The organism is Pedobacter sp. MC2016-24 (genome assembly GCF_015223055.1).
In the GTDB taxonomy this organism is placed as follows: domain Bacteria; phylum Bacteroidota; class Bacteroidia; order Sphingobacteriales; family Sphingobacteriaceae; genus Pedobacter.
Genome location: NZ_JADFBX010000001.1, coordinates 757192 through 781146 on the forward strand (window position 1 = coordinate 757192; position 23955 = coordinate 781146).

The following is a 23955-nucleotide window of genomic DNA, read 5'->3' on the forward strand; positions in this document are numbered from 1 at the left end:
ATTAATGCATGCCAACTTGAGAGAAATTAATTTGACAAGGTTATCCGGCGACACTAAACAACTGGCTCTGGGGTTGATTCTCCCATAAACGTGCGTCGAGTGTCATACATATATTTCTTAAAAATCTTTTACCTAAAGGGGTCACGTGCAAACCAGCTGAAGACAACATCACCAGTCCGTCCTGTGCCAGCCAGCGCATGCGTTTTAAGCCTTCTTCCAGGGCCTCATTTCGCTCTTCAGGCAAGTCCCAGCTGGTGTAACCCTGACACATGATATTGATGATGTGCTTTCTGATCACCAAATCTTCCTCGTTTAAAATATGTCCTTTAAATACAGGCAACTGGCCACTGTTTACAATGCCGATGTAGTCCTCTACTTTTTTTACATTCTGTGCAAAGGCATTCCAGGTATCACTGATGGAAGATACGCCCAAACCGATCATCAATTTACTATACTGATGCGTATACCCCATAAAATTGCGGTGTAAGGTACCTGTAGTCTCCGCTTTAAAAAGACTGTCTGACTGTAATGTAAAATGGTCCATCCCGATTTCGGTATACCCACCTTCTTTTAACAGTTTGCGCCCAATTTCATAAAGATTCTGGCGCTCTACACTTGAGGGTAAGTCTGCTTCAGTATACCGGCGCTGACCTGGTTTTACCCAGGGTACATGTGCATAACCATAAAAAGCAATGCGGTCTGGTCTCAGTTTCAGTACTTTTTCAATGGTACTGATCAGACCATCCATAGTTTGCAGCGGCAAACCGTAAATCAAGTCATAATTTACGGAATTGTAGCCATATGCTCTGGCCAAATGGGTAATTTCTTTTACTTCTTTAACCGTCTGAACACGATTGATCGCCTGTTGTACTTTGGGATTGAAATCCTGTATTCCAAGACTGATCCGTTTAAAGCCAAGCTTATTTAAAGCGATCAAATGCTCTACTGTGGTATTGGCAGGATGCCCTTCAAAACTGAACTCAGCCTGCTTGTGGACGCGGGCATACTTCAAAATACCTTTAATAAGCAATTTTAAATTAGAAGGATTGAAAAAGGTTGGTGTACCACCTCCTAAATGTAGTTCCCGGATTACCGGCTTTTCAGACAAGAGCTCCAGATAAAGCTGCCATTCTTTTAGAACAGCCTCAATGTATGGCAATTCTACAGTATGATTTTTAGTGATACGGGTATTACAGCCACAGTAAGTACATAAGCTTTCGCAAAATGGCAAATGAATGTACAAACTGATTCCATCGCTGGAATTGCTCAATTTAAAAACTTCCGAAACAGAAGATACCCATTTTTCCGTATCAAAGTTATCGGTATCCCAATAAGGAACAGTAGGATAACTGGTATAACGCGGCGCCGCCACGTGATATTTCTCAACTAACTTGTTTGTGGTCATTATAGAGCGGATTATTTGGTTCTATAGTACTTTGAGTCGTTTTATGGCAAGATTTTGCGCAGGCACAAGCCATCCCCAGACACGTTTTATGCTGCCATTTATCCAGGTTAAGAATGGTTTCTTCGGCCAGCTTCATGGCCATGTTCCGATCCTTTATGCCATTTAAGACACCCAGTGGAACATTTGCTATTTTGATGTTGCGTGCAGCGGCCGCCTGCTGATTGATCTGCGCTACTGAAGTGGAACGGGTAGCTATGTATTTGACACCCAGATCGGCAAGTTTATGAATGACGCTTTCAGAAACGTCATCATCTTCAAAAACGATAACAGCCTCCTTACCAGCAGCATAACTTACAGTATCGGCATTTAAGGCATTAGAAATAAGGGTTATTTCATGCTTTTTCTGATTGGCTATAGCCAGGGGTTCCTTCTCAAAAGATTTTATACTGTAGGCAACTACTTTCATCCAAACTTGATTTTGATCAATCAAATTTACCAGCATAAGCTACCCTAAAGAATGACGCTCGTCAGAAAAAAAAGTGATCTTCGTCAGTTTTTCATATTTCTGAGCCTCAGCAAGTCTAAAATCACAATCTGACTACCTTTACGCTCGATAATTTCTTCGTCTTTAAAATCGCTTAAAATTCGGCTTACCGTTTCAGTTGCCATGCCAGCCATTGCCGCCAGATTGTCCCTCGACACTTTAAGTGTCAAATGATCAGCATCTTTTTCCTGCTTACACAAGCGGATTAACACTTCCGACATGCGTTTCCGAACCGAATGATAGGCCAATTGCAACAATTGCTCTTCCTTTTCAATCAGGTTATTCGACAATATCTTGATGAACTGCTTGCCCACATCGGGAAATTTATTCAATAAGGTTTCCATCGTATCCCTGGGCAATAAACAAATGGCTGTATCTTCCATGGCTTCGGCTGTTTCGGCGTGGGCCTCGTGACTTAATAAAGCAGGCACACCAAAATATTCATCTGAAGTATACATGCCCGTTAACAACTCGCGTCCATCAGCACTCATTTTAAAGGTCTTTACCTTTCCGGTCAGCACCAGGTAAATTCCAGAAACTGCATCACCTTCGTAATAAATGACCTGTTTCTTTTTAACAGTACGAACTTTACGGTCGGCAATCATCTGGTGCAATTCTTCCATACCCGAAGCACCTTGCAACAGGTTTGTCAGTTTGTCCAGACTCTGGCTGTAAAATTGCTGCTGTTTATCTTTCTTACTCAAACGCGTTTCAATTGCGTTAAGCAGCTCCACATCATCAAAAGGTTTGGTCAGGTAATCGTCTGCCCCCATTTCCATTCCCTTACGCATATCAATCCGCTCAGCTTTGGCTGTTAAAAAGATAAAAGGCGTTGCCGCTGTCTGCGGATTCTTATTTAACAAATAAAGGACACCATAACCATCCAGTTCCGGCATCATAATGTCGCAAAGAATCAGATCCGGTAAATGCTTCGCAGCGAGATCCACGCCTACTTTCCCGTTTATGGCTTCTAAAACATCATAGTTTGCCAGTTCCAAAATCTCAACTACGCTCTCTCTGATATCTTCGTTATCCTCTATGATCAATATGCTGGTCTTCTTCATCTATTTTTTAAAAGAAAGTGTAAAAGTAGTTTCCTTGTTTACGCGGCTTACAAAATGTAATAAGCCACCCATTAAGGAGGCATAACGTAAAACAATATTTAAACCCAGGCCGGTTCCTGGAATATTTCCGGTATTATTGGCTCTGAAAAAGGGCTGGAACAAATGCTTTTGGTCGCCTTGCGGAATCCCTATCCCATTATCTTTAACGACAACCATACACTGGTCCGCAGTAATTTCTGTATTAAATTCTATAAAGGTATTTTCTCCGGAATACTTGATCGCATTCGAGATCAGGTTAAACATGCAGTTTTTCAACAGGTTCGGATCTAAAACCACCTCGCTTTCCAAACCCGTATGCTGGTAAATGATGTTTTGGTTTTGCTTGGCAATCATCTGCATCTCTTCGGTAACCTCCTCCGCCAGCTTGACCAGGTTAAATTTCTTAAAATTAGGCTCCACCTTACCTGCTTCTAATCTTTCCAGGGACAGGAAGTCGTTCAATATCGTGGTTAAATTACCAACTGCATTTTTTATTTTGCCCACATGTTTGGTAATGTTCTTATTGTCAAAAGGCAGGGCATATTTCTCGATCAGTGATGAAGAAAGCTGTACAGAACTTAAAGGTGTTCTGAATTCATGGGATGCCATAGATACAAAACGACTCTTCATCTGGTTAAGTTCCTTCTCTTTTTCAAGCGATAAACTCACCTCCTCCTTGGCCTCACTCAGCGCCCGAACGGTCTTTTTAAGGGACCGTGTTCTTTCCTCCACCAGTTCTTCAAGCTCCGCAGCATATTCACGCAAACGTTCTTCAGCTTCCTTTTCTTTAGAAAGGTCATGGATAAAACCCGTGTAAATGATGCGGTCTTCATATTCTACCTCACTTACCGCAAGGCGAAAAGGAAATGTGGTACCATCCTTCCTCAATCCGCGAACCTCCCGGCCCTTACCAATAATGCGTTTCTCACCAGTGGTCTGGTACCTGGAAATGTAACCATCATGACCGCTTTTGTCAGGTTCAGGCATCAACATCTTGATGTTTTTACCACTTACATCTTCTATACTATAACCAAACAACCGCAATGCAGCCGGATTAAGACTTTCAATGTTACCACGATTATCAATGGTAATGATGCCATCAATTGCAGTTTCAATAATCGCTTTCAATAATCTTGAATTCTCTTCCATAGTTTAGTTGCACAAATGTATATAATTTTTGCAGATGTTCGTTTCATCGCGACAGTCATATTATATCGTGATCCTCATCATATTTTAACCTAAATATAGTATGCTATTTTGTATTCTGAACTATTAAAATCAATTCATGAATCATACTTTTCATATTCCTGTCCTTGGGCTGGGTTATTCTATAGACACACCGTTAAAAATCGCAAAATATGGCATTTCATCGGTAGTATCGATCGTAGATGATGAACTCACGGAACGCATGCGTAAATTCCACGCCCAGGCTAACCAGGAAGACTATCAGCCAATTGACAAAAAAATGCCCGATAGCCGGGCCCTACGCATAACTGCCTATCTGAACTTACTGAACAAACTCGTAAACCAGCAGTTCAGCACGCTTAAAAAAGGTTTGTTCGAAGCTGGTACAGATCTTTGGCGGTACTTTGAACTTTTGCCAGAGAACTCGGTGTTGAAAGCGCAATTCACAGCCATGCTCCAAACGGAAGACACGAACGAAAAATCCGAACTAGCCAACAGCCTGAAAGCCAGCATTAAACCTGGCGCTATTGACGTAAACATCATGTCGAAAGTAGACAAGGCAAATTACAATGCTGAAAATGAATATCTGGGAGATGACCATACAGATGCCCTGGCTGCCATGCGCGGCTTTGTAAACAGCGAGATCAATGCAGCGGTAGTCATTTCTGCCGGTTTGAACCCGAGATTGTATAGCTATATGGAAAAATGTGAAGCATTTTATCCGGCTGCGAATATCCCCGTGACTAAAAGTATCATCCTGAAGGTTAGCGACTTCAGGTCGGCCACCATACAGGCAAAAATGCTTGCCAAAAAAGGATTGTGGGTATCAGAATTCCGTATAGAATCAGGTTTAAATTGTGGCGGTCATGCCTTTGCTACAGAAGGCTTTTTATTGGGGCCGATCCTGGAAGAGTTTAAACAAAAAAGAGCGGATCTTTACCTGGAACTGTATGAAATATATTCGAAAGCATTGGATGCTAAAGCGATACCTGTATTGACCAGGCTCGAACAACGCATTACCGCACAGGGCGGAATTGGTACAGCCGAAGAACATGCTTTTTTGTTAAATTACTATGACCTTGATGCGGCTGGCTGGGGAAGCCCGTTTTTATTGGTACCTGAGGCGACCAACGTAGACGAGCAAACTTTAAATCGACTGGCTGATGCAAAAACAACCGATTATTACCTCAGCAACGCCTCACCATTAGGAGTTCTTTTTAACAATTTCAAAGGCAGTAGCATCGAAAAGCAACGATTGGAACGGATAGAAAAAGGCAGGCCCGGAAGTCCCTGCACCAAAAAGTTTCTCTGTACCAATACGGAATTTACCGCCCTTCCCATTTGTACCGCTTCCAGGGAATATCAAAATTTAAAGATTAAAGACCTGCAGCAACAGGCGATCAGCCATGAACTTTACCAGGAACAGTTGAATGCAATTACCGAAAAAGTGTGCCTTTGTGAAGGCTTGTGCGCTTCGGCTTACATCAAGAACGACCTATTAAAACCCAGGGAAAACAGAGCCGTAAGCATTTGTCCTGGACCCAACCTGGCTTATTTCTCGCGTAAATATAGCCTGAAAGACATGGTTAACCACATTTATGGACGCATAGACCTCCTGGCTAATGTAAACAGACCCAATCTGTTCATCAATGAGCTAAACCTATATGTCGATTATCTGAAAAAAGATCTGGCTGCGCAGTTAAATGAAATCAGTGCAAAAAAGAGCAAATATTTTAGCAAATTCAAAGATGAGCTTTTACATGGGATCAATTATTACAAGGCTTTGGTACCTGAACTGAAATGGCAAAACAGCATCGCGGTTACAGAAATGCAAAACCAGTTGCTACAAGCAGAACAACGTTTAAATGCGTTAAAACTCAGCCTGTCTTAATTAAAGTCATGGCTTCGGGACCCTGAAATAATTTCAGGGTCTCCTACTACCACATCATTCAAGGCCTGCTGAAACGTAAGCCCTATGCTATTTCAGGATCTCTATAAAAAGAAATTATTTCTTGTATTCAGCCAACAGGATGTCCATATCCTTCATCAATTTGGCCACATCCTTATCCTGAACGCCATCATATGCACCCCTGATCCTTTTTTCTTTGTCAACCAGAATCAGGTAGCCCTGATGTACAAAGCCACCGGGAGCTTTACGATCTTCCTGTGCGGCAACCAGATAATTTCTTTCTGCCAGGGCATAAATCTCATCCCGCGTTCCCCATAGGTATTCCCATTGCGTACCTTGGACCCCCAATTTTGTTGCATAACTTTTCATCCTCGAAGGTGTGTCGTATTTGACATCAATGGTATGCGAGGCAAATTTGACCTCCGGATTTCCTTCGTATTTTTTATAAATCTTCAGCAGGTTGCGGTGCATCACCGGGCAGATTGTCGGACAAGAAGTAAAAAAGAAATCAGCTACATAGATCGTCCCATCAAAATTTTTCGAGGTAACTACCGTGCTATCCTGGTTCCACAATTTAAAATCCGGAATGGTCCTGAAACTGGTGTCCGGAACTTTCTTGCCATCTACTATTTTTTCTGCTATATCCATTTGCAAAAAAGGCAGACGCTGCTGTTTATCCTTACAGCTATATAAGGCCAGACAAATTAAGGCAAGGCCAAATCGTATCGTCCTCATTATTTTTTAAATTTACGCAGATAATCTCCAGATGATTTGATTTCTTTTTTATAGAGACTGTCCACTGCCGCAATTTTTGCTTTTTCAGCTTTGAAATATTCAACAGCCACCTCATTTGATTTGCCGGTTACATCAGGCTCAAATTTATGCATCCAATCGTTCATGCTATCTTCAGCCCTGGTTAAATCAGCGATCAATGCAGTAATTGCAACTTTTTCCTTCGCGGTATCTGCCTCTGGAAAGCGCGTCTTAAGTCCTTTTAAATCTTTCAGTAAAGTATCCAATTGCATCTGGTTATTGACTACCGTACTTTGATCTACCATTACCTCATCGTGAAACTTCATCACTTCATCACGGACAGCTTTGTAATCTTCTTTTGGTGTGCAGGCAATTGCCGCAAGGCTCACACAGAACAATCCAACTCGTTTTTTCATGGTTATATATTTTATGATATTCATGTATATTTTGTGATTTTAAAATTAAGTATTTAAGGTTCTACACTGGCATAATGGATCTGAGCACCATGATGCGCATCTCTCACCCAGGCGATCAGAATCTGTTTACCAGCTTGAGTTAAAACCGCATGATGATCCAGAAGTAGTCCATCGCTGACATTAAGACTGGTGGTTTTATGATCCGCAGCCTGGATGCGCAGTACAATTTTTGCTACCGCAGCCGGCCCATGCTGCATCATCCCCGTACCCTTGCTGTGATCCATTTTCATATGGTGTTCAGGTTCAGCAATGGCCGATTCTTCGCAAACCATAGCTGTTTGACCATCCACTAAAGCAATCATTTGCGGGTGCCGGCCTTCAGCCGTTGCCAACTGCCTTTTGGCAAAATCGGCTCCTATGTCGGCCTGGGTACTGTACAAGCCCGGACTGCCTCCTGCCGTAAACCAGACTGCATGTAAGGTGTTTTTTACCACCGCCAATGTAGGGCCGGAATGCGGGCATCCTTCAATTTCCCAATTGTCATGGCTAATGGGTTTAACTTCAGAAAATGTTTTGCCATTATCCGTTGAAAGCTTATATACCATGTCGCGTACTTGCTTTCCCGCTAAAGGGTCAGGAAAACTGATACTTCGATAAGCCAGGTGAATATTTCCCGCAGCATCAGTTAATATGGCAGTCCGGCAGCATTCGCAGGTTCCTTGATCTAAGCAAGTATCCCTTTCAAAGCCCTTCCCTTTTTCTGTCTGGCTGTAAAAAAGCGCAGAACCTTTAAGGGCTTTACCAAAACGTCCGTCCAGCCAAATGGCAGCAAGCTCACCATTCTTTAACCTGGCAATGTCGAAAAAGCTGCGCCCATAAGCATGCGAGGTATCAGAATGCAGGAACTTAGCCGCTGACCAGCTCTTGCCGGCATCTGCCGACAGGCTATAATAAATCGCCCCCGCATAAGGGTTTTTCTCTGTAGGGAAGCGTCGGGAAAATAATGCAACGACCGATCCATCAGATTTAAAAGCAATTTTCCCCATACTTTCGGCTGTTGCACTACATCCCGCAGATGCAGGCACAGTAATCGCAGGACCAAAAACTGCTTTGGCCAGATCATACCGGGCATATTTAAGGATATACAAGGAATCTTTACCATTTTGTTCTGTCCAGCAGAGCACGGGAATGCCTTTGTGGTCCTTTGTGAAATAAGGTCCAACAGCCGCGATACCTTCGGTTTGCAGTCGCTGATCTGCAGGACTGCTGCTCTTCTTTGTACAAGAAGCAAAAATAACCAGTACACTAAGGGCAATTGTGATAGCTTTGTTCATGATCATTAAATTAGAATAGATATTTCAGGTTTAATCCGGCGTAGCCGTTTCTTTTTGGCGATGGGTTATAATAAGCAGGCTGAGCACCGCCATAACCTACTGCATTTAAAGAAACAATTGAACTATAACTTTTATTCAACAGGTTGTCCAGGCCAGCATACACATTGGCTTCCAAAAACTTGCCCAACTGTTTTTTATAACCCAGCTTGGCATTTAAAACCTGGTAAGCCGGATTAAAATCAACATTGGCATCATTTAAAGGAAGGCGATCGCTGTAGAAATAACTGCCATAAAAATAGATACCCGTCCGGGTTTCAAGATCTATTCCTGCGTTTAAAACCCATGGGGCAATCCCGGTAAGCTTATTACCATCGTATGTTGCGGTAACCTGGCTTTGGGCATTCAGCGTTTTGTAATCTCTAAACTTAAAATCTGAATAGGTCAAGGCCACAAAAGGCCGTAGGCTAACCAGCTCCTGATGGTCTTCGGGTTTAAACACCTGGTAAGACAAGGCCAGTTCCAGCCCATTGTGGCTGGTTTTTCCAGCGTTGTTATAAATGGTAATTCCCTGCTGTATAGACTGTGCGATCAATTCACCTTTCATATCCATCTTAAATACAGCCAGATCATATGCTAATCTGGATTTCAACAAATTTCCTTTGGCATTGATCTCGTAATTCATGGCCTTTTCAGCCTGAAGCGTCGGGTTGATCGAACCATCAACATTCTTAATTTCAGAACTTGAAGGTGGGGAGAAACCTGAGCTGACACTGGCGTGTAAGCTTAAAGCCTGACCAAAGCTATGGCTCAAAGCAATACGGGGACTAGCCTGCGGATCAAATTTCTTGATCCCGCTCTGGTTTTGTTTTAGATAATCCCGCACATCATATTTCAAACTGTTATAACTCAGTCCCAATGTTAAAGTTGTTTGTGGACTAAGCTTTGTTTCGGATTGATAAAACAAAGAAAACTGTGTATTTCTATAATCAATATTGGAATTTACAGCCCCTTCTTTACCCTGATTGTTCACATATTGGGTTCCTTTGGTAAGGCCTTCGTTAAACTCTGCACCCATTGTAAAATGCGTTGGCAGGACCTTAAAGTCAGGATCATAACTAAAACGTGTACGACCGCCATAGCTTTGGTAAAAATTGCGAATGTAAGCGTAAGGCAGGGGATGGTTCAAGTCGTAAAAATACGTGAATACACTGGTAGAATTGGAAAATTGCGCATTAAAACGATACTGTTGCCCCAATCCAACCCGGGTCCAGGTTTGATACCTGCCGGCCTGTTTATCCAGGTTTGTAGCATTTGCCTGCAGGGGATTGGCAGACACCTGATCCTGTGTTAGGGAACCAGGAATCTGCGAATATTGAGTAGTCCGGTTGAGTAACAAAGTCACAATGCGCTTGTCGCTTGGAAAAAGCTGAAAATTACCCGACAGGAAGCGACGCATGTCATTGCTGTGTTCGCGATAGCCATCATATTCCTGCCAACCATAAGAAACATAACTATTCAGCTTATCCCCACCACTGCGGTAAGTTGTAGCCAGGCGATGTAAACCATAAGCACCAATTAGTCCGGAAGCCTCTATACTCTGCTCCTGATAAGGTGAACGCTGCAATTGAAAATTGATGACTCCGCCCGTTCCCGCGCCATAAATGCTGGAAGCCGGACCTTTAATCACTTCTGCCCTGCCGATGCTGTTCACATCTAAGGCTTCAATCCGAGTGGTACCATCGGCTTCCGTAACCGGAATCTCATTGAGGTAAACCTTTACATTTCGAATCCCATATGCCGCCCTTACGCCATTTCCACGAATGGAAATCCGGGCTTCCGATAAAGTACTCTGTTCCATGCGCACACCCGGGATTCCGTTTAAGGCCGGTTGAAGCGAGACGGCACTTCCGCGGGTAATGTCCCTCGCAGTAATTACCGCAATCGATCCGGGCGTTTCTTTACTGCTTTTATTGCCATTGTAACTGCCTATCCTGACTTCATTTAAACTTACTGCATCCGCATCAAGCTGTACATTAAGCTCGCTTACACCGGCAATCAATTTAATCATCTGAACCTTGTATCCAGATAATCGGGCATTCAACGCAGTGCCTGCTGGAGCAGCTACAAGTTCAAAATAACCTTGTGCATCAGATTTAGCCAATACCGTCTGACCGGTAGCAATCACAACCCCGGCCAAAGGCTGGCGGGTTTGTGAATCATAAATATGCCCTTTTATGGGCTGTGTCTGGGCCTGGCTCTGCAAAAAGCAAAACACCAGGCCAATAGATAATAAAATATATCTGTATCGATCCATTAAACAAATGGTATAAAAATTCTAAAAAAAACAAATGAGTAAACACTAAACAGACCTGCCTGGCAATACAACAATAATTCTGCTACGCAATTCAACAGTAACCCTGCTTTGCAATTCAACAGTAACCCTGCTACGCAATTCAACAGCAACCCTGCTTTGCAATTCAACAGTAACCCTGCTTTGCCGCCCTGCTCTGTCTGTCGGTGGAAAATTTACCTTCTCCGAAGAGACCTAGGAAATTTTGTCCTTCTTCAGGGCAAAAGATTCCAGTCTCAGAGGAGAACGGTCAATTTTACCCTTGTGGCGGATGAAATATAGAATTTTTAATACTCTGCAACATGCCCATAGAACCGGGAATGTGAAGTTTTGTTTCCGCTAGTGCATATTGTTTAAATACCATTGGCGTCACCACTACTGCATCTTGAATTTGTGTTTTTTGCGACTGACGTTCCTGTTTCTGCTCCTTATCCTGAGCTTGTTTCAGTTTTTTCATCAAATAACACTTTCCATTACAATGAAGTTCCGGACGGTTTTTATTGATACAGAGTTCTGCTGCGATATATTTTTGATTGAGTTCAAAACCTGCAAATACAAATAGATTTGCGAAGTTTGAACTGATCAAACTTAACAAAAGCAATATGGATATGGGTTTTAGCAACATTTTGCTGCAAATGTAATCATCATTACCGATGATCCAACAGGAAACATAAAAAAAGCTACTCTTTTAGATAGAATAGCTTTCTCAGTTGCGGAGAAGATTTTCTACTTGATGATAGAAATCGGTTTTTTATTTTCGTCGATTGCAACAAATGAAAACTCGCCTGTTACCGCTTTTTCGCGGTTGTCAGAATACATCTGTTCGATGTATATTTCAACGCTCACTTTTAAACTGGTATTGCCAATATGGCTAACCCGGCCAATCAGTTCTACAATGGTACCCGCAGGAATGGGCTTTTTAAAATCGATCCGGTCGCTACTTACTGTAACCATGATCTGTCGGCTAAATCTTGTTGCGGTAATAAAGGCAACTTCATCCATCATGTGCATGGCAGTACCGCCAAATAGCGTGTCATAATGATTGGTTGTATTGGGAAATACCGCTTTAAAAATGCGGGTTTCCGAAGCTTGTATTTTTTCTTCTACTGTCATCCAATTAATCTTTTTTGCGGAGTGTACCCCATTTCAAATAAGTTGCGCCCCAGGAGAATCCTGCACCAAAAGCAGTCAACATCAGTTTATCTCCGTATTTAAAATCATCCTTAAAATCCCACAAACACAATGGAATTGTTGCAGCGGTAGTATTGCCATAACGATCGATATTTACTTTGACCTGCGTTTCAGACAAGCCCAGTTGCTCTCCCACAGCTTGTATGATCCGTAAATTGGCCTGGTGCGGAATCAGGTAATCGATCTGACTTGCCAACAAATCATTCGATTTTAGAATTTCATTACAGGTATTGGTCATGCCGTTAATCGCAGCTTTAAATACAACACGGCCATCCTGGCGAACATAATGCAGTTTCTCATCTAAAGTTTCCTGAGAAGCAGGATGTCTTGATCCGCCGGCAGTAACGATCAGGTTTTCCTTTCCCGTTCCATCGGTTCTGAAAAAGCTATCCATTAATCCTACCGGTTCTTCCGTTTGCTCCAGTAGAACGGCACCGGCACCATCTCCAAAAAGAATACAGGTATTGCGATCGGTATAATTCACAATAGAACTGTTTTTATCGGCTCCAATAACCACGACTTTTTTACAACGACCACTTTCTATCATACTTGCACCCAGTGTTAGTGCATATAAAAATCCGCTGCAGGCTGCGTTGGTATCAATACCCCATGCATTTTTCAAACCAGCTTTTTCGCAAACCATACTGCCGGTAGATACCATCACATAATCAGGAGTTGAAGTTGAAACGATCACACAATCTATTTCATCAGGATCAACATCACCATCTTCCATTAAGCGATTTAAAGCATATGTCGCCATGTCGGAAGTCGCGATTAACGCATCGTTGACAATTCGTCGCTCCTTTATTCCGGTCCTGGCTACGATCCACTCATTATTGGTATCCACCATTTTTTCTAGGTCAAGGTTACTTAAAACAGTATCAGGAACATAACCACCTACCGCAGTTATCACTGCGTTTTTACGTATTCTCATTGTGTGTGCTGTATCAATTAAAAACAGGCAAGTATACCACTTGCCTGTTACATTTTTTTTGCAAAGTTACGGGTTCTTGCAGATATTCCCGCAGGACTTTTGCAGCTGTTGCAATTTCTCTTACAGCTTTTTTGTTTTCTGTTTTAAAATGACAAGGTATTTGGCTGATATTAATGTATGGGCGGTAAAGAAAAACAAAATTTACTTCCCTCACCCAATGCACTTTCCACCCAGATCCGGCCATTCTCTGCCTCAATAAAATCTTTAGAAATCGCTAGTCCAAGCCCCGAACCTGTCTTGTTATTCCCATCGGTAGGTACCTGAAAATATTTATCGAAAAGGCGCTTTTGATATTGCTCTTCGATACCTTTTCCAAAATCCCGGACGGAAAATTCGATCTCAGCGTCCTTTTCAAGAATCTCAATGATCACCTTTGTCTTTTCGGGACTGTAGCGCAACGCGTTGGACAAGAAATTAACCAATACCCAGGCTGTTTTCTCCACATCGACATTCACCATTGGCAAATTATTTTTAGCCAGTAATTCCAGTTCTATATTTCTTTGTTCAGCCTGAAAACGAACGGCATCCATGGCATATATGGCAATTTTACGTGGATCAGATTGCACAAAATTAAGCTGCAGATTACCAGTTTCAACCTGTGCAAGGTCGAGCAATTCACTGGTAATTTTCAATAAACGACCACAATCTTCACTGATGTGCTGCAGCAATTCTTTTTGCTCTGGATTCATACTACCCACCCGATCATCGTTCATCAGCTTTAAACTCATTTTGATGGATGAGATGGGTGTTTTAAGTTCATGCGAAACCGTAGCGATAAAATTGGTCTTAGCTTCGTCCAGCTCTTTAAATTGGGTAATATTTTTTAAGACGTATACTTCTCCCGCTGTTTTCCCGGTAACCACCGTTGCGCTTTCGCCATCGTCATCGTAGCCCGGAACCGTAATTTCCCTGCGTTCCAGCTGAAAATAGGATTCTTTGTTGTCAGCATAAATTTTCATGTGCTTTTCTCCTTTACTCCCTTGAAGTATGCGTTTCAACAAATCATTTTTTTTACTCAATTCCAGGGCATTCATACCAATGACCTGTTGCTGGTTCAGATTGAGCAATTGTTCTGCGACTTTATTGAAAAACAAGATTTCCTGCTTTTCATTTAAACCAATAATCGCATCCTGCATTTGTTCAATGATCGTCTCAATACGTAACTTTTCTGATTGTATCTTGGCCAGATTGCTATTTTCCCATTTGTTCAGTTCCCCCACCATCACGTTAAAGGAACTAGCCAGTTCGGAAAACTCATCTGAACCTTTAAATTCCAATCGCTGTTTGTAGTTCTTCCTGCCAATTTCCCTGATCGCATCGGCAAACTCACGCAAAGGATTGGCCACAAAGCCCGGAAAATTTACAATGAACGAAAACAGGATCAAAAAACAGATGGAAGCCGCAAAGATCACATACATGGCTGCCCTTTCAATGGCATGCTGCGCAAGTCCGTTTTTACGTACAATGGCATTCATATTGAGCAAATCGATATCTTTAAGCTGCCTGCGCAGCTCAGATACCGCATTTTGCCTGACAGTCAGAGACTTTTCCGAATCAACGATCGTAGCATAAGCCTTTTTTACCTGGGCTACCGCAGCGCCTTCTCCCGGCTCGGTTACATTCCTGGCTTCCAGTTGCAATTGCTTGTCAAACTCCTGAATGGACTTTGCAGATAAAGGCAAGGGATTTTCATCCAGAACAGAACGCATCTTACTGGTGAAATTAAGCGTTTCGTAATTGTCCTTCAATATCACTTTGGAACGAATCGAAATCTCGTTCATATAGTACAAAGATATACCTCCAAAAAAGAGGATCACCAGGAATAAGAATCCGAATCCGAGGCGAAGTTTTGTTTTAATTTTCATGGTCTTGTTTCTTTTACTGCATTTATATTAGCCATCGTCATGTTTTGTTAACCGTCATATTTTTTCTCCATCGTGTCTTTTTGCCCGTCGCTCTCGCTTCCCCGTCATCATCCTGAATTTATTTCAGGATTCGGACCTGCAGTTACAACCTATTCAAGAAGGACGCAGAAATAAACAAACAGCGTACGAGCTACCTATCGCCTTAAACTAACTCAAAATCACCAGATCTGTTTCTGTTGTTGAAATGCTTCGCAAAAGTTGGTTAAAAATTGCAGTTCTCATGATAATTTGAAATAAATTTAAATGCGGCTTTCCAATGCAAATGGTGGTGATCTCCTTTTCTGATGCAATATTCAATATCGTTTTGGTGATGTCATTGTTTTTCACCTTAATCACTTCAGCGCCCAATTCTGTAGCCAATTTGAAATTATTGATCAGATGCCGCTGCAAATCCAATTTAATCCGGTCGCCGCGCTCATGGTCATTCTGTACATACAATACCACCCATGGCGAACGATAGTACGAAGCCAGGCGTGCAGTTTTGCGAATCACAATTTTTGCAGTCGCGCTATTTGTCGAAATGCAGGCCATAAACCTTTCCGGCCTTAACTTAATTTGCTTCGGTATTTCAATGCTGATCTTACGTTCAACATGGTGCGCAACTTCTTTCAACGCCAGTTCCCGCAGTTGAAGAATGCGTTCCGGCTGGAAAAAATTGCTCAATGCACGTTCAATTTTAGTTGGATCATAAATTTTGCCTGCTTTCAGACGATCGATCAGCTCATCGGCAGTCAGGTCAATATTTACAATCTCATCTGCCAGTTCCAATATCTTATCTGGAATTCGCTCGGTAATCGGTATGGTGGTGATTTTTTCAATCTCTTCGTTCATACTTTCCAGGTGCTGAATATTCACCGCAGAAATCACACTGATACCCGCCTCCAGCAGATCCGCAACATCCTGCCACCTTTTGCCATTCTTACTTCCTTCAACATTGGTATGCGCCAGCTCATCTACAATCACAACCTCAGGATGCACATTTAAAATGGCACTGACATCCATTTCTTCCAGCTCTTTACCTTTGTAAAAGATTTTTCTGCGTGGAATTACAGGTACCCCGGCCAGCAATGCATGTGTTTCTGCCCGGTTATGCGTTTCAATATACCCGATCCTGATGTCAATTCCATTGTTCAGCAAAGCATGTGCTTCCTGCAACATGCGATAGGTTTTACCTACACCAGGACTCATGCCAATGTATACTTTAAACTTTCCACGTCTCGATTTTTTCACAAGATCCAGAAATTTTCTGACCGAAGTTTCTTTATGTTCGTCTTCCATTATTGCTTACCATTTGATAATGATATAGGCTTCACTAATTAAATACCACACACCTACCAGGAGTAATAAAACTAAGATCAATATGGGTATCTCTTTTACTTTCTGTTTCATTTTGCCATACAAGATTAATACAGGACCGGTGTACCAATCCGGCCCTATATACCAAAACCGCTGTTAAAAAGACACCGCAATACTTGCCGTTACTGCGGCATTGTTATTTACGGCATTTAAATCCCTGACAAAGACCTTATCTTTACTGTTGTATAATTTACCTTCCAAACGTACCACAGCATTACTGATCGGTGCATAATCCAGGTTCAGTGAATAGCCCCTGGTATTAAATCCATCCGGAGTTCCTGTAGCTATAAAAATACCATTTTTATCCCGATAATATTCAAACCTTCCAGCCACTTTCCATTGATCGGAGATGGCATATTGCGCTATCGCTACTGGCGATAACACTTCCGATTTACGGTCAGACCCTTTACTGCTTTGCTGCGTACCATAGTCGAATCCAAGTGTCAGACCGAACTGATCTGTCACTTGAAATATACCATATACGTCGTGATAAATACGATTTACACGTACAGAATCGGCACCCTCCGTACCCAAATAATTGCTATAATTGATGGTGATCTTATCTGTAGGTTTCCAGGTCAGCTGTACACCCCCCGCAGGTTTACTGTTCCCATTTTGGCGCGTAATTCGTTGCCAACCGTTCAGATACAATAGCGCAGCTGAGAATTTCCCATCATCGGTTGCATAACTCAATTTGGCACCCGACTCAAAATAAGGTGTATTCTCTGAAGAAATATTTCTGGTCAACACCCAGCAATCTTTAGACACCGCGCTTTCGAAACCAATGTGCGATGAAAATATCCCAGCATCTACCCATAAATTAATTGTTTTAGAGAGCTTTAGTCCTGCATTGGCTTCGTAGATATTCTTCAGGACCCCAGGTTCTGCAGACAGATTGGCATTTGAATAAGTACCTGCCATCACCGCCATATTCGCGCGAATGTTTCCGTTATCGTAACTGCCTTTAATAAATCCCAGATTCAGATTGACCTCATTGTGGCGGTTGTGCGAATAAATAAAACCAGGCCTGTTGTTATCAGCCGGCTTATTGAAATCGTAGCCATAATAAGTCTCCAGGTAACCAGATACTTTAATTTTAGATACATCCTGCGCACGCAGAATTAATCCTGTTGAAAGGGCAAGGGCTAATGTTAAAAGTTTTTTCATTTATATAATGTTTGTTATTGTTGAATTATCAATTTGTTGAATTATCTGTTGTTATAGTGTATCCCTGTTTCTACGGTCGTCATCCTGAATTGATTTCAGGATGTCCGCAGTCGCCTACCGGTCCTATTTTTTTAACTCGTCAAGCGCTACATTCAATTTCAACACGTTCACTTTGGAAGGTCCGAACATCCCCCACAGCGGTCCCTCGGTATTTTTCACTACCAATTCTGCCACTGCTCTATCGGTCAACCCACGGTATTTAGCAACCCTTTTAATCTGTATAATCGCGCCTTGTTCTGAGATATCAGGATCTAAACCACTACCTGAAGCGGTTACCAGATCTGCCGGGATATCTGACTTTTTAAGATATGGGTGGTATTTCAAAAGCGTATCAGCACGTGCTGACACTTCTTTTAAATAGTCGGCATTAGAAGGACCTTTATTTGAACCACCTGATCCGGCCGCATTGTAACCGACAGCAGAAGGCCTTCCCCAGAAATATTCTGGTTTGGTAAAAGATTGTCCGATTAAGGCATAACCCACTACTTTTCCATTTTTGATCACCTTTTCCCCACTACCGGCACCTGGTGTAAATTTGCCTGCAAAAGCAATGGCTAATGGATAAATAACACACAGCAGTACCATCAGTACTACGGTTAACCTGAGCGATTGTATGATGTATCGTTTCATAATATTATTTTTTTATTAAGCGATCAGACTGATCAGCATGTCTATTAATTTGATTCCTATAAATGGGGCAATAACGCCACCGATTCCATAAATGAGTAAGTTTCTGCGCAACAATGCACTAGCACCAATTGGTTTGTAGGATACCCCCCGAAGTGCAACAGGAATCAGCAATGGAATAACCAGCGCATTAAAAATTACAGCAGAAAGAATTGCCGTTTCCGGACTGTGCAGGTTCATGATATTCAAACTGCGCAAAGCAGGAATAGAGACAATGAACAAGGCCGGCACAATGGCAAAATATTTGGCCACGTCATTGGCGATAGAAAAGGTAGTCAGCGTACCACGTGTGATCAGCAATTGCTTACCAATTTCTACGATTTCAATCAGCTTGGTTGGATCATTATCCAGATCCACCATATTTCCAGCTTCTTTAGCGGCTTGCGTTCCACTGTTCATCGCCACACCTACATCTGCCTGGGCCAATGCCGGAGCATCATTGGTACCATCACCCATCATGGCCACCAGCTTACCTTGTGCCTGCTCATCCTTGATATAATTCATTTTATCCTCTGGCTTGGCCTCGGCAATAAAATCATCCACACCTGCTTTTTGAGCGATGAATTTAGCTGTAAGCGGATTGTCGCCAGTAACCATCACTGTTTTCACACCCATTTTACGCAAGCGCTCGAAACGTTCACTGATCCCGGGTTTAATAATATCCTGTAATTCAATAACGCCCAAAGCCTGCTCATTTTCTGAAACAACCAGGGGTGTACCGCCATTGCTGGCAATCTTTTTAACCTGCTCCTCAATATCCATTGGAAAAGGATTTCCGGCAGTCAGTACAATGTTCCGGATAGAATCAAATGCTCCCTTTCTGATCCTTCTTCCATCAGGTGTATCTAAACCACTGGAACGTGTTTCAGCTGTAAACTTGATAAATTTAGCTCCCGCCGGTGCTTCAGTTAAAATGGCATGTTCCTCTGCTGCGGCAAGTTCCAGGATTGATTTTCCTTCAGGCGTTTCATCAGCAAGTGAACTCAGTACACAAGCATCTGTGAATTTTTTGATGACAATACCGGCGGTAGGGTAAAAATGCGTAGCCTTACGGTTACCAATAGTAATGGTTCCGGTCTTATCCAGCAGCAAAACATCAATATCACCGGCAGTTTCTACTGCTTTACCAGATTTGGTAATCACATTTGCCCTTAAGGCGCGATCCATACCCGCGATACCGATCGCAGAAAGTAAACCACCAATAGTCGTTGGAATCAGACAAACAAATAAAGATATGAATGCTGCAATGGTGATCGGTGTATTGGCATAGTCAGCAAAAGGTTTAAGTGTGATACATACAATAATGAACACCAGGGTAAAGCCTGCCAGTAAAATGGTTAGGGCAATTTCATTGGGTGTTTTTTGACGGGAAGCCCCTTCAACAAGTGCAATCATCTTATCCAGAAAGCTTTCCCCAGGTTGAGTAGTAACCTGTACCTTAATCTGATCAGAAAGGACTTTGGTACCACCGGTAACCGAAGATTTATCACCGCCAGACTCTCGGATAACCGGGGCAGATTCGCCGGTAATTGCCGATTCATCAATCGTAGCAATCCCCTCAATGATCTCGCCGTCCGTAGGGATGGTATCACCTGTTTCGCAAAAAAACACATCGCCTTTTTGCAATTGGCTGGATGAACGCACCACCACATCACCATTGCTTAAAACTACTTTTGCAGGTGTTTCTTCCCTCGTTTTGCGTAAACTATCGGCCTGTGCCTTTCCTCTTGCTTCTGCAATTGCTTCTGCAAAGTTGGCGAAAAGTACGGTAAGCAATAAGATGATGAACACCGCCAGGTTGTATCCGAAAGAACCCTGACTGCGGTTGCTTACTGAATAAATGGTTACAAACAACATCACAAATGTCCCGATCTCGACAGTAAACATAACCGGGTTGCGAATCATCAAACGAGGATCAAGTTTGATAAACGACTGCTTTAATGCCGTATTGACCAAAGCAGGTTCAAATAATATATTAGATTTTTTCATTGGAAATTACTTAATAAGGGTAAAATATTCTGCCAAAGGACCTAAGGTTAACGCTGGGAAAAAGGCCAGTGCAGCGATGATCACGATCACAACGAAAGTCATAAATCCGAAAGTCAGTGTATCTGTTTTCAGGGTACCGGCCGATTCTGGGATATATTTTTTCGATGCCAGTAAACCTGCAATGGCCACCGGACCGATGATGGGTAAGAAACGGCCAAGGATCAACACAAAACCAGTCAGCACGTTCCAAAAGGTATTGTTATCGCCCAGCCCTTCAAATCCAGAACCGTTATTTGCCGCTGCAGAAGTGTTTTCATATAACATCTCTGAAAAGCCATGGAAACCTGGATTGTTTAACCAGCTCGAAGGTTTAACCACCCAGTCGGCACCAGGAAAATAAGTGATGGTATATGCCGCCAGTGCTGTACCTACCAGGATAATAAAAGGATGCAACAGCGCAATGATGGACGCAATTTTTACTTCCCGGGCTTCTACTTTATGTCCCAGAAACTCTGGCGTTCGCCCAACCATTAAGCCTGAAATGAACACAGCAATGATGATAAAAATGAAGTAGTTTAATATACCTACGCCACAGCCCCCATAAAAGCAATTCATCATCATGGCAATGAGTTGATACATGCCGGTAAGTGGCATCGTACTATCGTGCATGGCGTTAACAGAGCCGGTAGAAATGATGGTGGTTATGGTACTCCAGTAGGCGCTAGCCGTTGGCCCGAAGCGGACTTCTTTTCCTTCCATAGCACCGGTAAGCTGTGAAATACCCATTTTTGCTATGGCTGGACTTCCACCAGTTTCACTGATGATGGTCGGCACCAGGAGCAACATCATGCCGAGTGTCATAATTCCAAAAATGACCCAGGCCATTTTCTTTCTTCGGATGAAGTATCCGAAGGCAAAGATCATGGCAATTGGAATAATCACCTGGGAAATGGCTTCGACCATATTGGTCAGGTAATTTGGATTTTCTATAGGATGCGTGCTGTTCACTCCAAACCAGCCCCCGCCATTTGTACCCAGGTGTTTAATGGCCACAAAACCTGCTGCCGGACCCCGGGAAACATGTACAGTATCACCTTGAAGCGAAATAAACTGATCCTTACCTTCATAGCTGGTTGTTGTTCCATTGAAAGCCAAAACAATAGCCATGACAACAGAAAGTGGCAGCAACAAACGGGTAATAGAGCGGACAAAAAATACCCAGAAATTACCTAAATTGGTAGTGGTTTTATCTCTGAAAGCTTTGAACAGCACAACAGCAGCAGCAATACCCGTAGCAGCACTAACAAACTGTAAAAACATAAATACAAAGTGCTGTGTAAAATAAGTGGCACCGCTTTCGCCGGAATAATGCTGTAAATTACAGTTTACCACAAAACTGATGACGCTATTGAAAGCAAGATCAGCGCTTTGTCCGGCATTGCCATCTGGATTTAATGGCAATTTATCCTGGAACATCAGCGCAAAAAAGCCATACACCAACCAAACCATGTTGATCGTTAATAACGCCTTCATGTGTTGTTTCCAGTTCATGGACTCATCGGGATTAATCCCTGACAATTTGTAAATGCCCTTTTCAATAGGCTTTAGAAAGTCTGTCCAGACTTTCTCTCCCGCAAACATCTTGGCCAGGTAAATACCCAAAGGGATCCCGATCAATAAGGTGATTGCGTAGGTAAAAATGATACCAAGTAATTCAGTGTTCATAACAAATAATTAAAATTTTTCGGGTTTGATCAGCACATAAATCATATAAATGAATACGGCGATAGCGATAAGGAATAATGCAATCATAATTGTTAGATTTTTTCGAACCAGTCGATAGATTTGTAAAATAACCAGCACATGATAAGTAAGGCCAGCAGCAATAAAAGGATTGTTAACATAGTTGTATTGTTTTTGGTAAGCCCTAGCCAATTGGCATACCACAATAAATAAACAACCATTAAAACACTGATTATCAGAAACAAACAAATAAAAATCACAATCCACCAATCTTACACCTTAAAAAAACCCTTTCAAAATGGAAGGGTTTTTTATCAAAACGACAGGCAGCGTCAAGCTTCTGACTTTTCCTGAAAGTTGAAATAAAGTAATTAAACAAGCTTAAGCTTGTTTAATTACTTTATTGAGGTACCTTTGTTGGATATTACTAAACGATGGAAAATAGCAGCACAACAACCAAATGGTCGGAATTATTATCTGGTAAAAACGGACTCAGATCAATTGCACTTGCAGGAGGTGTCATGCTGCATGCTACCGATGTATACCTGGCAACCACCATCATGCCGTCCATCACTACCGAACTTGGCGGCTTATCTTTTTACGCCTGGGCAACCACCGTTTATGTAGTGGCGGCCATTATGGGTTCTGTAATATCTTCTCAACATCTGGCCCGGCGGGGACCGAAAGTGGCCTATAGAATTGCAGCCGTTTTATTTGCGGCAGGTTCAACCGTAAGTGCCCTTGCACCCAATATGGGTATATTATTGATCGGACGCTTCATCCAGGGAGTTGGTGGCGGATTACTGTTTGCCCTCTCCTATGCCATGATCAGAATTGTATTTGAAGAAAAACTCTGGCCCCGGGCAATGGCGCTGGTTTCGGCAATGTGGGGCATTTCTGCATTTTCCGGACCATTCATCGGCGGATTATTTGCCCAATATGGTCACTGGAGATCCGCATTTTTCACACTCGTAGTCATTGCCATCCTGTTATTGGTGTTAACAGAAAACATATTACCTGCAAAGGCTTCATCAAATCCTACCCGACAAAAATTACCTGGAGTACAGCTGTTGTTACTGACCATAGCAACACTGGCCATTTCGGTAGGCAGCATTACCGATTCCTTATCCGCAAATATCGCAGGACTGTCCTTTGCTGCATTACTTTTTGGTTATTTGTTGTGGATAGAAAAAAAATCGGGCAACCGTTTACTTCCAACAGGTGCATACAAAATAACCAGGCCGCTGGGCGCAACTTACCTGGTTATTGCTTTACTGAGCATTGCTACGGCTGTTGAAATTTACATCCCCTATTTCATGCAGGTTATTCACGGTTTTTCACCACTGGCATCGGGATACCTGACCGTTGTGATTGCTTTTGGCTGGTCATTTGCCTCCATATCCTTTTCTGGATTTCCGAAAGAAAAAGCCAAATTGTTGATGACACTCGGCCCTTTTACGGTTTTGGCAGGTATGGTTGGCTTCGCCATCCTGATGCCTTTAACGCAAAGCAGTCAGGGCCTTTACTTCATTCTGATGTGCATCTGCTTGTTTTCCATAGGGATTGGCGTAGGTATGGGCTGGCCACATTTGCTAACCAGGGTACTGACGTCCAGTGCCAAAGGAGAAGAAGAAAAAGCCTCGGCATCCATAACTACTGTCCAACTTTTGTCAACGGCCGTTGGCACGGCGCTAACTGGCCTTGTCGTCAATTCGGCAGGGATTATTAAACCCGGCGGACTACAAGGCGCGCAACAGGCTTCTTTATGGTTATTTGGCTTATTTGCATTGATGCCCTTATGTGCAGTGCTCATTCAGCTATCACAAAAAAGAAAGGCTGGCTAA

The 23955-nt window shown here is 42.6% G+C and carries 20 protein-coding genes; 2 read left to right on the top strand and 18 right to left on the bottom strand.

From position 1 onward, the window contains the following. Positions 1–40: 40 nt before the first annotated feature. The 4 genes from hemN to IM797_RS03460 form a co-directional block, all read right to left on the bottom strand. Complete coding sequence (gene hemN / locus IM797_RS03445) at positions 41–1405, bottom strand: oxygen-independent coproporphyrinogen III oxidase (protein WP_194125681.1); 1365 nt, start codon at positions 1403–1405, stop codon at positions 41–43. Then, positions 1383–1871, bottom strand: a complete 489-nt coding sequence (locus tag IM797_RS03450) for a lactate dehydrogenase (RefSeq protein ID WP_194125682.1) — start codon at positions 1869–1871, stop codon at positions 1383–1385. Before IM797_RS03450 ends, hemN begins: the two co-directional genes overlap by 23 nt. A gap of 83 nt (positions 1872–1954) precedes the next feature. Beyond that, positions 1955–3013 (bottom strand): response regulator, encoded by a 1059-nt coding sequence (locus IM797_RS03455; protein ID WP_194125683.1) that lies wholly within the window; start codon positions 3011–3013, stop codon positions 1955–1957. Then, complete coding sequence (locus IM797_RS03460) at positions 3014–4201, bottom strand: PAS domain-containing sensor histidine kinase (protein WP_194125684.1); 1188 nt, start codon at positions 4199–4201, stop codon at positions 3014–3016. A gap of 136 nt (positions 4202–4337) precedes the next feature. On the opposite strand from IM797_RS03460, the gene IM797_RS03465 reads away from it, so the two are divergent. Further along, entirely contained in the window at positions 4338–6128 is a 1791-nt protein-coding gene (locus IM797_RS03465) for a hypothetical protein (RefSeq protein ID WP_194125685.1), read from the top strand. Positions 6129–6242: 114 nt separating this feature from the next. On the opposite strand, the gene IM797_RS03470 is transcribed toward IM797_RS03465, so the two are convergent. From IM797_RS03470 to IM797_RS28630, 14 genes are all read right to left on the bottom strand, one after another. Further along, complete coding sequence (locus IM797_RS03470) at positions 6243–6881, bottom strand: SCO family protein (protein WP_194125686.1); 639 nt, start codon at positions 6879–6881, stop codon at positions 6243–6245. Next, the gene (locus IM797_RS03475; protein WP_194125687.1) at positions 6881–7315 is read right to left on the bottom strand and encodes a hypothetical protein; all 435 of its coding nucleotides are present in this window, start codon (positions 7313–7315) and stop codon (positions 6881–6883) included. Before IM797_RS03475 ends, IM797_RS03470 begins: the two co-directional genes overlap by 1 nt. Positions 7316–7368: 53 nt before the next feature. Then, positions 7369–8649: a sialidase family protein gene (locus IM797_RS03480; RefSeq protein ID WP_194125688.1), complete on the bottom strand. Its 1281-nt coding sequence runs from the start codon at positions 8647–8649 to the stop codon at positions 7369–7371. A gap of 10 nt (positions 8650–8659) precedes the next feature. Next, positions 8660–10963, bottom strand: a complete 2304-nt coding sequence (locus IM797_RS03485; RefSeq protein ID WP_194125689.1) for a TonB-dependent receptor domain-containing protein — start codon at positions 10961–10963, stop codon at positions 8660–8662. 292 nt (positions 10964–11255) lie between these two features. Beyond that, positions 11256–11585, bottom strand: a complete 330-nt coding sequence (locus IM797_RS03490; RefSeq protein WP_228098699.1) for a hypothetical protein — start codon at positions 11583–11585, stop codon at positions 11256–11258. A gap of 140 nt (positions 11586–11725) precedes the next feature. After that, positions 11726–12112, bottom strand: a complete 387-nt coding sequence (locus tag IM797_RS03495; protein WP_194125691.1) for an acyl-CoA thioesterase — start codon at positions 12110–12112, stop codon at positions 11726–11728. A 4-nt stretch (positions 12113–12116) separates the two neighbouring features. Then, positions 12117–13124, bottom strand: coding sequence for a beta-ketoacyl-ACP synthase III (locus IM797_RS03500; RefSeq protein ID WP_194125692.1), 1008 nt, complete (start codon positions 13122–13124; stop codon positions 12117–12119). A gap of 170 nt (positions 13125–13294) precedes the next feature. Next, positions 13295–15049: an ATP-binding protein gene (locus IM797_RS03505; protein WP_194125693.1), complete on the bottom strand. Its 1755-nt coding sequence runs from the start codon at positions 15047–15049 to the stop codon at positions 13295–13297. A 207-nt stretch (positions 15050–15256) separates the two neighbouring features. Further along, positions 15257–16387: a sensor protein KdpD gene (locus IM797_RS03510; protein WP_194125694.1), complete on the bottom strand. Its 1131-nt coding sequence runs from the start codon at positions 16385–16387 to the stop codon at positions 15257–15259. Positions 16388–16561: 174 nt separating this feature from the next. Continuing rightward, positions 16562–17632 carry a porin gene (locus tag IM797_RS03515; protein WP_194125695.1) on the bottom strand — a complete coding sequence of 357 codons (1071 nt, stop codon included), beginning with the start codon at positions 17630–17632 and terminating at the stop codon, positions 16562–16564. Positions 17633–17755: 123 nt separating this feature from the next. After that, complete coding sequence (locus tag IM797_RS03520) at positions 17756–18322, bottom strand: K(+)-transporting ATPase subunit C (protein WP_194125696.1); 567 nt, start codon at positions 18320–18322, stop codon at positions 17756–17758. Positions 18323–18337: 15 nt separating this feature from the next. Beyond that, the gene (gene kdpB / locus IM797_RS03525; protein WP_194125697.1) at positions 18338–20368 is read right to left on the bottom strand and encodes a potassium-transporting ATPase subunit KdpB; all 2031 of its coding nucleotides are present in this window, start codon (positions 20366–20368) and stop codon (positions 18338–18340) included. A gap of 6 nt (positions 20369–20374) precedes the next feature. Then, complete coding sequence (gene kdpA, locus IM797_RS03530) at positions 20375–22093, bottom strand: potassium-transporting ATPase subunit KdpA (RefSeq protein WP_194125698.1); 1719 nt, start codon at positions 22091–22093, stop codon at positions 20375–20377. A gap of 9 nt (positions 22094–22102) precedes the next feature. Next, positions 22103–22180, bottom strand: coding sequence for a potassium-transporting ATPase subunit F (locus IM797_RS28630; protein ID WP_084240239.1), 78 nt, complete (start codon positions 22178–22180; stop codon positions 22103–22105). 365 nt (positions 22181–22545) lie between these two features. Here IM797_RS28630 and IM797_RS03540 point away from each other — a divergent pair, with 365 nt between their 5' ends. Then, entirely contained in the window at positions 22546–23955 is a 1410-nt protein-coding gene (locus tag IM797_RS03540; protein ID WP_194125699.1) for an MFS transporter, read from the top strand.

What these genes read in the sequence shown, in the direction of transcription:
- hemN (WP_194125681.1), bottom strand. Translation starts at nt 1,405, where the DNA reads ATGACCACAAACAAGTTAGTTGAGAAATATCACGTGGCGGCGCCGCGT.
- IM797_RS03450 (WP_194125682.1), bottom strand. Translation starts at nt 1,871, where the DNA reads ATGAAAGTAGTTGCCTACAGTATAAAATCTTTTGAGAAGGAACCCCTG.
- IM797_RS03455 (WP_194125683.1), bottom strand. Translation starts at nt 3,013, where the DNA reads ATGAAGAAGACCAGCATATTGATCATAGAGGATAACGAAGATATCAGA.
- IM797_RS03460 (WP_194125684.1), bottom strand. Translation starts at nt 4,201, where the DNA reads ATGGAAGAGAATTCAAGATTATTGAAAGCGATTATTGAAACTGCAATT.
- IM797_RS03465 (WP_194125685.1), top strand. Translation starts at nt 4,338, where the DNA reads ATGAATCATACTTTTCATATTCCTGTCCTTGGGCTGGGTTATTCTATA.
- IM797_RS03470 (WP_194125686.1), bottom strand. Translation starts at nt 6,881, where the DNA reads ATGAGGACGATACGATTTGGCCTTGCCTTAATTTGTCTGGCCTTATAT.
- IM797_RS03475 (WP_194125687.1), bottom strand. Translation starts at nt 7,315, where the DNA reads ATGAAAAAACGAGTTGGATTGTTCTGTGTGAGCCTTGCGGCAATTGCC.
- IM797_RS03480 (WP_194125688.1), bottom strand. Translation starts at nt 8,649, where the DNA reads ATGAACAAAGCTATCACAATTGCCCTTAGTGTACTGGTTATTTTTGCT.
- IM797_RS03485 (WP_194125689.1), bottom strand. Translation starts at nt 10,963, where the DNA reads ATGGATCGATACAGATATATTTTATTATCTATTGGCCTGGTGTTTTGC.
- IM797_RS03495 (WP_194125691.1), bottom strand. Translation starts at nt 12,112, where the DNA reads ATGACAGTAGAAGAAAAAATACAAGCTTCGGAAACCCGCATTTTTAAA.
- IM797_RS03500 (WP_194125692.1), bottom strand. Translation starts at nt 13,124, where the DNA reads ATGAGAATACGTAAAAACGCAGTGATAACTGCGGTAGGTGGTTATGTT.
- IM797_RS03505 (WP_194125693.1), bottom strand. Translation starts at nt 15,049, where the DNA reads ATGAAAATTAAAACAAAACTTCGCCTCGGATTCGGATTCTTATTCCTG.
- IM797_RS03510 (WP_194125694.1), bottom strand. Translation starts at nt 16,387, where the DNA reads ATGGAAGACGAACATAAAGAAACTTCGGTCAGAAAATTTCTGGATCTT.
- IM797_RS03515 (WP_194125695.1), bottom strand. Translation starts at nt 17,632, where the DNA reads ATGAAAAAACTTTTAACATTAGCCCTTGCCCTTTCAACAGGATTAATT.
- IM797_RS03520 (WP_194125696.1), bottom strand. Translation starts at nt 18,322, where the DNA reads ATGAAACGATACATCATACAATCGCTCAGGTTAACCGTAGTACTGATG.
- kdpB (WP_194125697.1), bottom strand. Translation starts at nt 20,368, where the DNA reads ATGAAAAAATCTAATATATTATTTGAACCTGCTTTGGTCAATACGGCA.
- kdpA (WP_194125698.1), bottom strand. Translation starts at nt 22,093, where the DNA reads ATGAACACTGAATTACTTGGTATCATTTTTACCTACGCAATCACCTTA.
- IM797_RS28630 (WP_084240239.1), bottom strand. Translation starts at nt 22,180, where the DNA reads ATGATTGCATTATTCCTTATCGCTATCGCCGTATTCATTTATATGATT.
- IM797_RS03540 (WP_194125699.1), top strand. Translation starts at nt 22,546, where the DNA reads ATGGAAAATAGCAGCACAACAACCAAATGGTCGGAATTATTATCTGGT.